Below are 13,508 nucleotides of genomic sequence, written 5' to 3'. Positions count from 1 at the left end.
CAAGAGAGTAGACCATGAGCCAAGGTATTGAATTTAATCGGTTGATGATGGACATGCAGGCCATGAAAGTGGATGCCATGTCTGCGCGTAAATCGACTGCCGCTGTCCCTGAACTGGCGGGCAGCAGCTTTTCCGACATGCTCGGTCAGGCGATCAATAAAGTCAGCGATACCCAGCAAGCCTCGACTCAACTGGCCAACGCTTTCGAAATCGGCAAGAGCGGCGTCGACCTGACGGACGTGATGGTCGCTTCGCAAAAAGCCAGCGTGTCGTTCCAGGCTCTGACCCAGGTGCGCAACAAGCTGGTTCAGGCTTACCAAGACATCATGCAGATGCCGGTTTAAGGGCGAAATAAGTCATGGCAGAAGCAGTCGCTGATAACGTTCCGGCCAAGGCCACCCCGATCGACGGCAAACCGCCGCTGTTCGGCCTGTCCTTTCTGGAAAACCTTTCCCAGATGACCGTGCTGCGTCAGGTCGGCCTGTTGGTCGGTCTGGCGGCAAGCGTGGCGATTGGCTTTGCCGTGGTGCTGTGGTCGCAGCAGCCGGATTACCGTCCCTTGTACGGCAGCCTTGCCGGCCTGGACGCCAAACAGGTCATGGAAACCCTGGCCGCCGCTGACATTCCTTACAACGTAGAACCCAATTCAGGCGCCTTGCTGGTCAAGGCCGACGACCTGTCCCGTGCGCGGATGAAACTCGCCGCCGCTGGTGTCACTCCCAGCGACGGCAACATCGGTTTCGAAATCCTCGACAAGGAACAAGGTCTGGGCACCAGCCAGTTCATGGAAGCGACCCGTTATCGTCGCGGCCTCGAAGGCGAACTGGCGCGGACCATTTCCAGCCTGAACAACGTCAAGGGTGCCCGTGTGCACCTGGCGATTCCGAAAAGTTCGGTGTTTGTCCGTGACGAGCGCAAGCCAAGCGCCTCGGTGCTGGTCGAGCTGTACAGCGGTCGTTCGCTGGAGCCGGGTCAGGTGGTGGCGATCATCAATCTGGTGGCAACCTCCGTTCCCGAGCTGAGCAAATCGCAGATCACCGTCGTCGATCAGAAGGGCAACCTGCTCTCCGATCAGGCGGAAAACTCCGAAATGACCATGGCCGGCAAGCAGTTCGATTACAGCCGCCGCATGGAAAGCATGCTCACCCAGCGCGTGCACAACATTCTGCAACCGGTACTGGGCAACGATCGCTACAAGGCTGAAGTCTCGGCCGACGTCGATTTCAGCGCCGTTGAGTCGACCGCCGAGCAGTTCAACCCGGATCAACCGGCGTTGCGCAGCGAACAGTCGGTCAATGAACAACGCACCGCCAGCAATGGCCCGCAAGGTGTGCCGGGTGCCTTGAGCAACCAGCCACCGTCGCCGGCCTCGGCGCCGCAAACCACCGGTGGCACCGCCGCACCGGCCGGCATGATTCAACCGGGCCAACCGCTGGTTGACGCGAACGGTCAGCAGATCATGGACCCGGCCACCGGTCAGCCGATGCTCGCGCCGTACCCGGCCGACAAGCGTCAGCAATCGACCAAGAACTTCGAACTCGACCGTTCGATCAGCCACACCAAACAACAGCAGGGTCGTCTCAATCGCCTGTCGGTGTCGGTAGTGGTCGACGATCAGGTCAAGGTCAATGCGGCCAACGGTGAAACCACCAGGGCGCCGTGGACTGCCGACGAATTGGCGCGCTTCACTCGGCTGGTGCAGGACGCCGTCGGTTTCGACGCCAGCCGTGGCGACAGCGTCAGCGTGATCAACATGCCGTTCTCCGCCGAGCGCGGCGAAGTGATTGCCGATATTCCGTTCTACTCCCAGCCCTGGTTCTGGGACATCGTCAAACAAGTGCTGGGTGTGTTGTTCATCCTAGTGCTGGTGTTTGGTGTGCTGCGACCGGTGCTCAACAACATCACCGGTGGCGGCAAAGGCAAGGAGCTGGCCGGTCTGGGCAGCGACGTGGAACTCGGTGGCATGGGCGGCCTGGATGGCGAACTGTCCAACGACCGCGTGAGCCTCGGTGGTCCGCAGAGCATTCTGTTGCCGAGCCCGAGCGAGGGTTATGACGCGCAACTGAATGCAATCAAGAGTCTGGTAGCTGAAGACCCGGGTCGCGTGGCTCAGGTCGTGAAAGAGTGGATTAACGCAGATGAGTGATAACCGAGCCGCCGCCGTCAAACTGACCAAGGTCGACAAAGCCGCGATTCTGCTGCTGTCCCTGGGGTCGACCGATGCTGCGCAAGTGCTGCGCCACATGGGCCCGAAAGAAGTCCAGCGCGTCGGCGTGGCCATGGCGCAAATGGGTAACGTCCACCGCGAGCAGGTCGAGCAGGTGATGAGCGAATTCGTCGACATCGTCGGCGACCAGACCAGCCTCGGTGTCGGTTCCGACGACTACGTGCGCAAGATGCTCACTCAGGCCCTGGGCGAGGACAAGGCCAACGGTCTGATCGACCGCATCCTGCTCGGCGGCAACACCAGCGGCCTCGACAGCCTGAAATGGATGGAGCCGCGCGCGGTGGCCGACGTCATCCGTTACGAACACCCGCAGATCCAGGCGATCGTGGTCGCGTACCTCGACCCGGATCAGGCCGGTGAAGTGCTCGGCAACTTCGACCACAAAGTGCGTCTGGACATCATTCTGCGCGTTTCGTCGTTGAACACCGTGCAACCGGCGGCCTTGAAAGAACTCAACCAGATTCTCGAGAAACAGTTCTCCGGCAACTCGAACGCCTCGCGCACCACCCTGGGTGGTATCAAACGTGCGGCCGACATCATGAACTTCCTCGACAGTTCGATCGAAGGCCAGCTCATGGACTCGATCCGCGAAGTCGACGAAGACCTGTCCGGTCAGATCGAAGACCTCATGTTCGTGTTCAACAACCTGGCGGACGTCGACGACCGCGGTATTCAGGCGCTGTTGCGCGAAGTGTCTTCCGACGTGCTGGTGCTGGCCCTCAAGGGGTCGGACGAAGGCGTCAAGGAAAAGATCTTCAAGAACATGTCCAAACGTGCCGCCGAATTGTTGCGCGACGACCTCGAGGCCAAAGGCCCGGTGCGCGTCAGCGACGTCGAAACGGCGCAGAAAGAAATCCTCACCATCGCCCGTCGCATGGCCGAAGCCGGCGAGATCGTGCTCGGTGGCAAGGGTGGCGAGGAAATGATCTAAGCCCATGGACAAGCCTGACGAGTCTGTGACGGATCTGATCCGCGCCCGCGATGTTCGTGGCTTCGAATCCTGGGCAATGCCCAGTTTCGATCCGCCGAAACCGGAACCCGAGCCTGAGCCGGAACCCGAACCGCCGGAAATGGAAGAAGTGCCGCTGGAAGAAGTCCAGCCACTGACGCTGGAAGAACTCGAGAGCATCCGTCAGGAGGCTTACAACGAGGGCTTCGCCATCGGCGAGAAAGAAGGTTTTCACAGCACCACGCTGAAGGTGCGTCAGGAAGCTGAAACAGCCCTGGCGGCGAAAATCGCCAGCCTTGAGCTGTTGATGGCCAACCTGTTCGAACCGATCGCCGAACAAGACACACAGATTGAAAAGTCGCTGGTCGACCTCGTGCAACACATCACCAAACAGGTGATCAAGCGCGAACTGGCCATCGATTCGACGCAAATCGAACACGTCATGCGCGATGCGCTCAAGCTGTTGCCGCTGGGCGTTGAAAACGTGCGCCTGTACGTCAACCCGCAGGACTTTGCGCAAGTCAAAGCCCTGCGCGAGCGCCATGAAGAAAGCTGGCGCATCGTCGAAGACGAGTCGTTGTTGCCGGGCGGTTGCCGGGTTGAAACCGAGCACAGCCGCATCGACGCCAGCGTTGAATCGCGGGTGACGCAGGTTATGGCGAAACTGTTCGACCAGTTGCACGAGCAGGCTCTGCACCCCGCAGCGCCTGACTTGAGCCTGGAAATCCCTGAGGACACCCCAGCGGCTGTCGACCCTGACGAGCCGCGCGCGGACGCCAGCGATGCGCCTTGAACGCACCAGTTTTGCCAAGCGCCTGAGCACCTATGCCGAGGCCACCGAGATTGCCGGCGCGCCGATTCTCGAAGGCCGTCTGCTGCGCATGGTTGGCCTGACGCTTGAGGCGGAAGGCCTGCGCGCCGCCATGGGCACCCGGTGCATGGTGATCAATGACGACAGCTACCACCCGTCCCAGGTGGAAGCAGAAGTCATGGGTTTTTCTGGCAGCAAAGTCTTTCTGATGCCGGTCGGCAGTGTCGCCGGCATCGCTCCCGGTGCCCGTGTGGTGCCGCTGGCCGATACCGGGCGCCTGCCGATGGGCATGAGCATGCTCGGCCGCGTACTCGATGGCGCCGGTCGTGCGCTGGACGGCAAGGGCGGCATGAAGGCCGAAGACTGGGTGCCGATGGATGGCCCGACAATCAACCCGCTCAACCGTGACCCGATCAGCGTGCCGCTGGACGTCGGCATCCGCTGCATCAACGGTTTGCTGACGGTCGGCCGTGGTCAGCGTCTGGGTCTTTTCGCCGGTACCGGTGTCGGTAAATCGGTGTTGCTGGGCATGATGACGCGCTTCACCGAGGCCGACATTATTGTCGTCGGTCTGATCGGCGAACGCGGTCGCGAAGTTAAAGAATTCATCGAACACATCCTCGGCGAAGAAGGCCTCAAGCGTTCGGTCGTGGTCGCCTCGCCGGCGGACGATGCACCACTGATGCGTATGCGCGCGGCGATGTACTGCACGCGCATCGCCGAGTATTTCCGCGACAAGGGCAAGAACGTTTTGCTGCTGATGGATTCGCTGACGCGTTTCGCCCAGGCCCAGCGGGAAATCGCCCTGGCTATTGGCGAGCCGCCTGCGACCAAGGGCTATCCGCCGTCGGTATTTGCCAAACTGCCGAAACTGGTCGAGCGCGCCGGTAATGCCGAGAAGGGCGGTGGTTCCATCACGGCGTTCTACACGGTGTTGTCCGAGGGCGATGACCAGCAGGACCCGATTGCCGACTCGGCGCGGGGCGTGCTGGACGGCCACATTGTGCTGTCGCGGCGTCTGGCCGAGGAAGGGCACTATCCGGCCATCGATATTGAAGCGTCGATCAGCCGGGTGATGCCGGCGGTGGTTTCGGCCGAGCACATGCAGCGCGCGCAGTATTTCAAGCAACTGTGGTCGCGCTATCAACAGAGCCGCGACCTGATCAGCGTCGGCGCCTACGTCGCCGGCGGCGATCGCGAGACCGACCTGGCGATTTCCCTGCAACCGCAGTTGGTCAGGTATCAGCGCCAGGGCCTCAACGACAAAATCAACATGGGCGAAAGCCAGGCTTATCTCGAAACCCTGTTCGCCCCCGCGGCAGGCGGGTAACCGCTCATGGCCGTCAGCCGCGCCGCGCGCCTGGCACCGGTGGTGGACATGGCCGAGAAGGCCGAGAAAACCGCCGTGCAGCGCCTCGCCTATTTTCAGGGGCAGGTGAAGGTTGCCGAAAGCAAGCTGGCCGACCTCAATGCCTTTCGTCTGGATTATTCACAGCAATGGATCGTGCGCGGCAGCACCGGTGTGAGCGGGCAGTGGCTGCTCGGCTTCCAGGGCTTTCTGGCGCAGCTCGATACTGCGGTTGATCAGCAGCGCCAGAGCCTGGTCTGGCACCAGAACAATCTGGACAAGGCCCGCGAAGCCTGGCAACAGGCCTTCGCTCGCGTCGAAGGCCTGCGCAAGCTGGTCCAGCGCTATCGCGACGAGGCGCAACGCCTCGAAGACAAGCGTGAGCAGAAGCTGCTCGATGAACTGTCGCAGCGCCTGCCGCGGCGTGATGCCTTCTAACCTTCACCCAAATCCCCTGTGGGAGCGGGCTTGCTCGCGAAGGCGGAGTGTCAGTCACTCAATGTTTTGCTGATGAACCCGCATTCGCGAGCAAGCCCGCTCCCACATTTGTTCCAGCGTTGCGCCTTGCCCCATCCCTATCCAGATGCTAAACCTTGTACAGGTTCGTCAATGACAAGGAAGCCAGTCAATGTCAGTCGTTACAGAAGTCTCGCCAGATGGTCACAAGCTGACAATCGCGATCAAAGGGCGCTTCGATTTCGGTCGCCACCAGGAATTTCGCGAGTCGTATGAAAAACTCAATACGAAACCCGAATCCATTGTGGTCGATCTGAAAGAAGCCACCTACCTCGACAGCTCCGCGCTGGGCATGTTGCTTCTGCTGCGTGACCACGCGGGCGGCGACGACGCGGACATCCGCGTCGTCAACAGCAGCTCCGACGTGAAGAAAATCCTCGCGATCTCCAATTTCGACAAACTGTTCGACATCAGTTGACGGCCATGCAGGCGCTTGAGCCGCTGACGATCCTGATCGCGGAAGACAGCGCGGCCGACCGGTTGCTGCTGTCGACGATCGTCCGTCGCCAGGGCCATGAAGTGCTGACCGCGGCTGATGGCGCGCAAGCCGTTGCGGTTTTTCGCCAGCAGCAGCCCGATCTGGTACTCATGGACGCGATGATGCCGGTGATGGACGGTTTCGAGGCCGCCCGGCAGATCAAGGCACTGGCAGGGGAAGCGCTGGTACCGATCATCTTTCTCACCTCGTTGACCGAAAGCGAGGCGCTGGCCCGTTGCCTGGAGGCGGGTGGCGACGACTTTCTGGCGAAGCCGTATAACCAGGTGATCCTGGCCGCCAAAATCAAGGCGATGGATCGCTTGCGCCGTTTGCAGGCGACGGTGCTGGAACAACGCGACCAGATCGCCCGACATCACGATTACCTGCTCAACGAACAGCGCGTGGCCAAGGCAGTGTTCGACAAGGTCGCGCATTCCGGTTGCCTGAGCGCGCCGAACATCCGTTACCTGCAATCGCCCTACGCGCTGTTCAACGGCGATCTGCTGCTGGCGGCCTACACGCCGGCCGGCGACATGCACGTCATGCTTGGCGACTTCACCGGGCATGGCTTGCCGGCGGCGGTTGGCGCGATGCCGCTGGCAGAAGTGTTTTATGGCATGACCGCCAAGGGCTACGGCCTGGCCGAAACGTTGCGCGAGATGAACGCCAAGCTCAAGCGCATCCTGCCGGTAGACATGTTCTGCTGCGCGACTTTGCTGTGCCTGAGTTCGGAGCGGCGCTCGGTGGAAGTGTGGAACGGCGGCATGCCCGACGGGTATCTGCACCGCCTTGCCACTGGCGAGCGCGAACCGCTGGCCGCGCGCCATTTGCCGTTGGGGGTACTCAGTCCGCAGGCGTTCGACGACCGCACTCAAGTGCATTCGATGGCGGTCGGAGATCGGGTATTTCTGCTGTCCGACGGGGTGATCGATACCAGCGATGCCAACGATCAGTTGTTCGGCGTCGAACGCTTGCAGCAGGTTTTTGCCGCTAATCGAGAGCCAGACCGGCTATTCGAGGATATTGAACAAGCCCTGCGCGATTTTCGCGGGCAGGCGCGCGACGATGTCAGCATGGTTGAAGTCAGCCTGCTCGAATCGGCGCAGGCGCAAGGCTCGGCGCCGATGTATTCCGACAGTGGCCAGTCGTGCCCGCTGGACTGGTCGGTCAGCTTCGAATTTCGCGGCGCCACGCTCAAGCGTTTCAATCCGTTACCGTTTCTTCTGCAATTGCTGCAGGAGGTACATGGATTGCGCGCGCAGAGCGGCGCGTTGTACAGCGTGCTCGCCGAGTTGTATTCCAATGCTTTGGAGCACGGTGTGTTGGGGCTGGATTCCAGTCTCAAGCGCGATGCGTCGGGTTTCGCCCGTTACTACGAATTGCGCAACGAACGGCTACAGGCTCTGCAGGACGGTTTCGTCCGCGTGCATCTGCAGGTTGAGCCGCTGGGCGAGGGCGGGCGTCTGGTCGTCCGGGTCGAAGACAGCGGCAAAGGCTTTGATGTGGATCGGATCATGGAGCGACCGCTGGATGCTGTCCGTTTGTCGGGGCGCGGGGTCAGTCTGGTCCGCCAATTAGGGCATAACGCCCGGTGGTCGGACCAAGGTCGTAGTGCTCGCGTGGAGTTTTTCTGGGAGATTGAGGCATAATCCGCCCATTCTTGATCAAGGAGTGAGCAAGTGACTGACCCACATGTAGACCGCGACGTCCTCGACACCCTGCGTGAGGTGATGGAAGACGGCTATCAGGAGTTGCTGGAAACCTTTCTGGCGGATTCGGAAAGCCGCCTGCAGGAGTTGCAGGACACCACCAGCGCCAAAGCCTTGTCCGATATCGCCCATAGCTTCAAGGGCAGCGCCAGCAACATGGGTGCGGTTTGGCTGGCTGCGTTGTGCCAGGAGCTGGAGTCGAACGCCAAAGACAAAAATCCACAAGCACTCGCTCGACTGGTCGCCGAAATCCACAAGGAATTTGCTGACGTGCGCTCTGTGTACGAAGACGAAAAACACCACACCCACACCCACTAAGCGCCGCCGTCCGGCACTTTTCTCAAGCGCCGGGCTAAACTGGCCCGGCGCTTGCAGTCATCTTCCTCAACTGTACCTACGATCCCAGTGCAGCGGAGACCGTGTCATGCCTGCGACCCCCAACATTCTTCTTCAGACCGCCGCCCAGGCCAAGGCGCAAGCTGCCTCTGCCAAAACGTCGACAGTGGCCGCAGATGCCGGGGACAAGGCTTCCAGCTTCGCAAAGGTGTTTGCCGATCAGGCGCCGGCCAAGCCTGCCGTGAACCCTGACAGTTCAGTCAAACCGGCACGTGACAAGTCCGCTGACAACAGCGGCAAAAAGGATGTCGGCAACGATAACGCTGCCGCGCCTGAGCCGACGGTTGCCGATAGCGGCAAAGCGTTGCCTGCCGAAGAACCGGTGGCCAGCGACGGCGAGACAGCTACCGATGACGCTGCCGCAGAAACTGTGCAAACCCCTGTGGTGGATGCCGCGCCTGTAGACCCGGCGCTTGACCCTGCGTTGGTGCAAGTCGTCCAGCCGCTGGTGGCGACACCTGTCGTGCAAGCGCCGGTAGTCGCAACGCCAGCCCAGCCGGAAACCGAAGCCCCTACGCTGGCGGTCGTGCCGGGCATGGTCAAAGATCCGGCGCCGACCGACAGCGAATTCGACCCCTCGGCCGACCCGCTCGATTCATTGCCGGCCGTGCGCATGGCGATGGAGCAGGGCGGGCACATTTCCGCCGCCAGCCAGGCGCAACCCAAAGCATCCCCTGCCCAGGCTCAGGCCGATGGCGAATTGACCTCGGCACAGAACTTTGCCGCCAGCATGACCAGCATGCTTGACGTACAGGCCGACAAGGACAGCACCAGCCAGGGCGGAGAAAAAGCCTTCAGCGGACTGATAGACGATGGCCTGAAAGATCTGAAAGCAGCCACCAGCGACACCCGCGTCGACGACTTCGCCAACCGTCTGGCAGCGCTGACCCAGGCTGCGACACCGAAAACCGCGAATGCGCTGCCGGTGAACCAACCGATCGCCATGCACCAGAGCGGCTGGACCGAAGAGGTGGTCAACCGCGTCATGTACCTGTCCAGCGTCAACCTCAAAGCCGCTGACATTCAGTTGCAGCCGGCTGAACTGGGCCGTCTGGATATCCGCGTGAACATGGTCCCGGATCAGCAGACCCAGGTGACGTTCATGAGTGCGCATCCGAGTGTGCGCGAAGCCCTCGACGGGCAAATGCACCGCTTGCGCGAGATGTTCACCCAGCAGGGCATGGGTCAGGTCGACGTCAACGTGTCTGATCAGAATCGTGGCTGGCAGGGCCAGGAACAGGCGCAACAGGATCAGCAGGGCCGCGCCCGCGCGGCTGGTGGGCGTCTGGATTCGGCAGACGAAGAATTGACCCCGGCGACCGTAGCTGAAGTGGCTGCTCAAACCACAAGCGTGATTGGCAGCAGCGCTGTCGACTACTACGCCTGACACGACGCTGTACCCCCTGTGGGAGCGGGCTTGCTCGCGAATGCGATGTCACATTCAACATTGATGTTGTCTGTCACACCGCTTTCGCGAGCAAGCCCGCTCCCACATTGGTTTTGTGGCGCCGTTCAGATAGCGCTGACACTTCTGGCATAACACTTGCTCTTGCCTTGCCGTGCGACTGTGAAACCCCCGATTAGTGACGGATTATTGGCATGGCGAAGAGCGAAGCTGCAGCAGTAAAAGACCCCGCAACCAAAGGCAAACTCAAGCTGATCATCGTGATCGTGCTGGCGTTGCTGGTGGCCATTGGTGCATCCGTGGGGGCGACCTGGTTCTTCATGCACAGCGCCCAGAGCAAGCCCGCCGAGGCGGCCGATGCCGCGCCGGTCGGCAAGCAACCGGCGATCTTCGAGCCAATGGCGCCGGCCTTCGTTGCCAACTACAACCAGAATGGCCGTCAGCGCTACATGCAGGTGAGTATCACCATGCTGGCGCGTAACCAGGCCGATCTGGAGGCGCTCAAAGTGCACATGCCGGTGATCCGCAATAACCTGGTGATGCTCTTCTCCGGCCAGGATTTCGCCACACTGGCGACCCCGGTCGGTCAGGAGATGTTGCGCCAGAAGGCCACCGCCAGCGTCCAGGAAGTGGCGCAGAAAGAGCTTGGCAAAGTGGTGATCGAACAGTTGCTTTTCACTAATTTCGTACTGCAGTAGGAACACGACATGGCCGTGCAGGATCTGCTGTCCCAGGATGAAATCGATGCGCTGTTGCATGGCGTCGACGATGGTCTGGTACAGACCGATAACGCTGCCGAACCCGGCAGTGTCAAAAGCTACGACCTGACCAGCCAGGATCGCATCGTCCGTGGACGCATGCCGACCCTGGAAATGATCAACGAGCGTTTTGCCCGTTACACCCGCATCAGCATGTTCAACATGCTGCGCCGCTCGGCAGACGTTGCTGTCGGTGGCGTGCAGGTGATGAAATTCGGCGAATACGTGCACTCGCTGTACGTGCCGACCAGCCTCAACCTGGTCAAGATCAAACCGCTGCGCGGCACCGCGCTGTTCATCCTCGACGCCAAACTGGTGTTCAAGCTGGTGGACAACTTTTTCGGCGGCGACGGCCGTCACGCCAAGATCGAAGGGCGTGAATTCACCCCGACCGAACTGCGCGTGGTGCGCATGGTGCTGGAGCAGGCGTTTGTCGACCTGAAAGAAGCCTGGCAGGCGATCATGGAAGTCAATTTCGAGTACATCAACTCGGAAGTGAACCCGGCCATGGCCAACATCGTCGGCCCGAGCGAAGCGATTGTCGTATCGACTTTCCACATCGAACTCGATGGCGGTGGCGGTGATTTGCACGTGACCATGCCGTACTCGATGATCGAACCAGTGCGCGAGATGCTCGACGCCGGTTTCCAGTCGGACCTCGACGATCAGGACGAGCGCTGGGTCAACGCCCTGCGTCAGGACGTGCTCGATGTCGACGTGCCGATTGGCGCTACCGTGGCTCGCCGCCAGTTGAAACTGCGCGACATCCTGCACATGCAGCCGGGCGATGTGATCCCGGTGGAAATGCCGGAAGACATGATCATGCGCGCCAACGGCGTACCGGCTTTCAAGGTCAAGATGGGCTCGCACAAAGGCAACCTCGCGTTGCAGGTGATCGAGCCGATCGAGCGTCGCTGAGGCGGCGTTTTCACCCCCGTATTTAACTGAATTGTTGCCCGCCGAGGACACATGATGAACGACGATATGAACGCCCAGGACGATCAGGCACTGGCCGATGAATGGGCTGCTGCCCTGGAAGAGACCGGTGACGCCGGTCAGGCTGACATCGATGCGCTGCTGGCTGCCGATGCCGGCGTGTCGAGCTCCAATCGTCTGCCGATGGAAGAGTTCGGCAGTGTGCCGAAGAACCACGATCCGGTGACGCTGGACGGTCCGAACCTGGACGTGATCCTCGACATTCCGGTGTCCATTTCCATGGAAGTGGGCAGCACCGACATCAACATCCGCAACCTGCTGCAACTGAACCAGGGTTCGGTGATCGAACTTGATCGTCTGGCCGGTGAGCCGCTCGACGTGCTGGTCAACGGCACGCTGATCGCGCACGGCGAAGTGGTGGTGGTCAACGAGAAGTTCGGCATCCGCCTGACCGACGTGATCAGCCCAAGCGAACGCATCAAGAAGCTGCGCTGAGTGAAACGGTTTCTCTGGGCGCTGCTGGCACTGCCCTTGAGCGTGCTGGCCGTCGAGCCGAGCGCCACCGCCACCGCGCCTGTCGCGGCGGCGCCAATGGTCAACAGCGGCGTGGCCGGGCAATTGACGCAACTGGTGTTCGGCTTGCTGCTGGTGGTGGGGTTGATCTTCTTCCTCGCCTGGCTGCTGCGCCGGGTCCAGCAGGCGGGGCCGGCGGGCAAGGGGCAGGTGATCGAGCTGATCGGCTCGCGCGCGCTCGGCCCGCGTGATCGCCTGCTGCTGGTACAGGTCGGCAACGAGCAGATTCTGCTCGGCCTCAGCCCCGGCACCATCACCGCGCTGCATGTGCTCAAAGAGCCAGTCGAAGTGCCCGATAACAGCGAAAAAGCCACGCCAGAATTCGCCCAGCAGTTGCTGAAGATTCTCGGCAAGGATCAGAAGGATAAGAAGTAATGGCTGCGCTCCGCATCGTCCTGACGCTGGCCCTGTTGCTGGCCGCGCCACTGGCGTTCGCCGCCGATCCGTTGTCGATTCCGGCGATCACGCTGGGCACCAACGCCGACGGCGCGCAAGAGTATTCGGTCAGCCTGCAAATCCTGCTGATCATGACCGCGCTGAGCTTCATTCCAGCGGCGGTCATCCTGATGACCAGTTTCACGCGGATCATTATTGTCTTTTCGATCCTGCGACAGGCCCTCGGCCTGCAACAGACGCCGTCGAACCAGATCCTCACCGGCATGGCGCTGTTCCTGACGATGTTCATCATGGCGCCGGTGTTCGACCGGGTGAACAAAGACGCGTTGCAGCCGTACCTGGCGGAAACGCTGACGGCACAGCAGGCAGTGGAAAAGGCTCAGGTGCCGATCAAGGACTTCATGCTGGCGCAGACCCGCACCAGCGATCTCGAGCTGTTCATGCGCCTGTCCAAGCGTACCGATATCGCCACGCCTGATCAGGCGCCGCTGACGATTCTGGTGCCGGCGTTTGTCACTTCCGAGCTGAAAACCGCGTTCCAGATCGGCTTCATGATCTTCATCCCGTTCCTGATCATCGACCTGGTCGTGGCGAGCGTGCTGATGGCCATGGGTATGATGATGCTCTCGCCGCTGATCATCTCGCTGCCGTTCAAAATCATGCTGTTCGTATTGGTCGATGGCTGGGCGTTGATCATCGGCACGCTGGCCAGCAGTTTTGGAGGTGTCTCGCCATGACGCCGGAAGTCGCGGTCGATATCTTTCGCGAGGCGCTGTGGCTGACCACGTTGATGGTCGCGATTCTGGTGGTGCCGAGCCTGCTGGTCGGTCTGCTGGTCGCCATGTTCCAGGCCGCCACGCAGATCAACGAACAGACCTTGAGCTTCCTGCCGCGTCTGCTGGTGATGCTGGTGACCCTGATCGTCGGCGGTCCGTGGATCGTGCAGACGTTCATGGAATACATCATCGACCTGTACAAAAACATTCCGCTGGTCATCGGCTAAGCC

General features: G+C 61.0%; 16 protein-coding genes. All 16 read left to right on the top strand.

What is annotated here, in order from left to right; genetic code table 11:
* The first annotated feature begins 14 nt into the window (after positions 1 to 14).
* The 16 genes from fliE (at position 15) to fliQ (ending at position 13,505) form a co-directional block, all read left to right on the top strand.
* Positions 15 to 344 carry a flagellar hook-basal body complex protein FliE gene (gene fliE / locus HU739_RS09930; protein ID WP_186550711.1) on the top strand — a complete coding sequence of 110 codons (330 nt, stop codon included), beginning with the start codon at positions 15 to 17 and terminating at the stop codon, positions 342 to 344.
* Positions 345 to 358: 14 nt separating this feature from the next.
* Positions 359 to 2,146: a flagellar basal-body MS-ring/collar protein FliF gene (fliF, locus tag HU739_RS09925; RefSeq protein ID WP_186550709.1), complete on the top strand. Its 1,788-nt coding sequence runs from the start codon at positions 359 to 361 to the stop codon at positions 2,144 to 2,146.
* Complete coding sequence (gene fliG / locus HU739_RS09920) at positions 2,139 to 3,158, top strand: flagellar motor switch protein FliG (protein WP_039761172.1); 1,020 nt, start codon at positions 2,139 to 2,141, stop codon at positions 3,156 to 3,158. Before fliF ends, fliG begins: the two co-directional genes overlap by 8 nt.
* A gap of 4 nt (positions 3,159 to 3,162) precedes the next feature.
* Positions 3,163 to 3,969, top strand: a complete 807-nt coding sequence (gene fliH / locus HU739_RS09915; RefSeq protein WP_186550707.1) for a flagellar assembly protein FliH — start codon at positions 3,163 to 3,165, stop codon at positions 3,967 to 3,969.
* Positions 3,959 to 5,317 (top strand): flagellar protein export ATPase FliI, encoded by a 1,359-nt coding sequence (fliI, locus tag HU739_RS09910; RefSeq protein WP_186550705.1) that lies wholly within the window; start codon positions 3,959 to 3,961, stop codon positions 5,315 to 5,317. The genes fliH and fliI overlap by 11 nt, the downstream gene beginning before the upstream one ends.
* Before the next feature lie 6 nt (positions 5,318 to 5,323).
* Positions 5,324 to 5,773 (top strand): flagellar export protein FliJ, encoded by a 450-nt coding sequence (gene fliJ / locus HU739_RS09905; protein WP_186550703.1) that lies wholly within the window; start codon positions 5,324 to 5,326, stop codon positions 5,771 to 5,773.
* 190 nt (positions 5,774 to 5,963) lie between these two features.
* On the top strand, positions 5,964 to 6,269 hold the full coding sequence (locus tag HU739_RS09900; protein ID WP_186550701.1) for an STAS domain-containing protein: 306 nt from the start codon (positions 5,964 to 5,966) through the stop codon (positions 6,267 to 6,269).
* 5 nt (positions 6,270 to 6,274) lie between these two features.
* Positions 6,275 to 7,978: an ATP-binding SpoIIE family protein phosphatase gene (locus HU739_RS09895; protein ID WP_186550699.1), complete on the top strand. Its 1,704-nt coding sequence runs from the start codon at positions 6,275 to 6,277 to the stop codon at positions 7,976 to 7,978.
* A 30-nt stretch (positions 7,979 to 8,008) separates the two neighbouring features.
* Positions 8,009 to 8,356: an Hpt domain-containing protein gene (locus HU739_RS09890; RefSeq protein ID WP_186550697.1), complete on the top strand. Its 348-nt coding sequence runs from the start codon at positions 8,009 to 8,011 to the stop codon at positions 8,354 to 8,356.
* A 106-nt stretch (positions 8,357 to 8,462) separates the two neighbouring features.
* The gene (locus HU739_RS09885; RefSeq protein ID WP_186550694.1) at positions 8,463 to 9,821 is read left to right on the top strand and encodes a flagellar hook-length control protein FliK; all 1,359 of its coding nucleotides are present in this window, start codon (positions 8,463 to 8,465) and stop codon (positions 9,819 to 9,821) included.
* A 212-nt stretch (positions 9,822 to 10,033) separates the two neighbouring features.
* Entirely contained in the window at positions 10,034 to 10,537 is a 504-nt protein-coding gene (fliL, locus tag HU739_RS09880) for a flagellar basal body-associated protein FliL (protein WP_186550692.1), read from the top strand.
* Between the two features lie 9 nt (positions 10,538 to 10,546).
* Positions 10,547 to 11,515 (top strand): flagellar motor switch protein FliM, encoded by a 969-nt coding sequence (fliM, locus tag HU739_RS09875; protein ID WP_003222890.1) that lies wholly within the window; start codon positions 10,547 to 10,549, stop codon positions 11,513 to 11,515.
* 54 nt (positions 11,516 to 11,569) lie between these two features.
* Entirely contained in the window at positions 11,570 to 12,028 is a 459-nt protein-coding gene (gene fliN, locus HU739_RS09870) for a flagellar motor switch protein FliN (protein WP_407681950.1), read from the top strand.
* Positions 12,029 to 12,481 carry a flagellar biosynthetic protein FliO gene (gene fliO, locus HU739_RS09865; protein WP_186550688.1) on the top strand — a complete coding sequence of 151 codons (453 nt, stop codon included), beginning with the start codon at positions 12,029 to 12,031 and terminating at the stop codon, positions 12,479 to 12,481.
* Positions 12,481 to 13,239, top strand: a complete 759-nt coding sequence (gene fliP / locus HU739_RS09860; protein ID WP_186550686.1) for a flagellar type III secretion system pore protein FliP — start codon at positions 12,481 to 12,483, stop codon at positions 13,237 to 13,239. Before fliO ends, fliP begins: the two co-directional genes overlap by 1 nt.
* A complete protein-coding gene (gene fliQ, locus HU739_RS09855; protein WP_186550684.1) occupies positions 13,236 to 13,505 on the top strand; it encodes a flagellar biosynthesis protein FliQ in 270 nt (89 codons plus the stop codon). The genes fliP and fliQ overlap by 4 nt, the downstream gene beginning before the upstream one ends.
* The last annotated feature ends 3 nt before the right edge of the window (positions 13,506 to 13,508 follow it).

Origin of the sequence: Pseudomonas hamedanensis, assembly GCF_014268595.2 — a bacterium.
Classification (GTDB): Bacteria; Pseudomonadota; Gammaproteobacteria; order Pseudomonadales; family Pseudomonadaceae; genus Aquipseudomonas; species Aquipseudomonas hamedanensis.
Note: the sequence above shows the minus strand (reverse complement) of the source record. Positions and strands in the feature narration are given on the sequence as shown.

What these genes read in the sequence shown, in the direction of transcription:
- fliE (WP_186550711.1), top strand. Translation starts at nt 15, where the DNA reads ATGAGCCAAGGTATTGAATTTAATCGGTTGATGATGGACATGCAGGCC.
- fliF (WP_186550709.1), top strand. Translation starts at nt 359, where the DNA reads ATGGCAGAAGCAGTCGCTGATAACGTTCCGGCCAAGGCCACCCCGATC.
- fliG (WP_039761172.1), top strand. Translation starts at nt 2,139, where the DNA reads ATGAGTGATAACCGAGCCGCCGCCGTCAAACTGACCAAGGTCGACAAA.
- fliH (WP_186550707.1), top strand. Translation starts at nt 3,163, where the DNA reads ATGGACAAGCCTGACGAGTCTGTGACGGATCTGATCCGCGCCCGCGAT.
- fliI (WP_186550705.1), top strand. Translation starts at nt 3,959, where the DNA reads ATGCGCCTTGAACGCACCAGTTTTGCCAAGCGCCTGAGCACCTATGCC.
- fliJ (WP_186550703.1), top strand. Translation starts at nt 5,324, where the DNA reads ATGGCCGTCAGCCGCGCCGCGCGCCTGGCACCGGTGGTGGACATGGCC.
- HU739_RS09900 (WP_186550701.1), top strand. Translation starts at nt 5,964, where the DNA reads ATGTCAGTCGTTACAGAAGTCTCGCCAGATGGTCACAAGCTGACAATC.
- HU739_RS09895 (WP_186550699.1), top strand. Translation starts at nt 6,275, where the DNA reads ATGCAGGCGCTTGAGCCGCTGACGATCCTGATCGCGGAAGACAGCGCG.
- HU739_RS09885 (WP_186550694.1), top strand. Translation starts at nt 8,463, where the DNA reads ATGCCTGCGACCCCCAACATTCTTCTTCAGACCGCCGCCCAGGCCAAG.
- fliL (WP_186550692.1), top strand. Translation starts at nt 10,034, where the DNA reads ATGGCGAAGAGCGAAGCTGCAGCAGTAAAAGACCCCGCAACCAAAGGC.
- fliM (WP_003222890.1), top strand. Translation starts at nt 10,547, where the DNA reads ATGGCCGTGCAGGATCTGCTGTCCCAGGATGAAATCGATGCGCTGTTG.
- fliN (WP_407681950.1), top strand. Translation starts at nt 11,570, where the DNA reads ATGAACGACGATATGAACGCCCAGGACGATCAGGCACTGGCCGATGAA.
- fliP (WP_186550686.1), top strand. Translation starts at nt 12,481, where the DNA reads ATGGCTGCGCTCCGCATCGTCCTGACGCTGGCCCTGTTGCTGGCCGCG.
- fliQ (WP_186550684.1), top strand. Translation starts at nt 13,236, where the DNA reads ATGACGCCGGAAGTCGCGGTCGATATCTTTCGCGAGGCGCTGTGGCTG.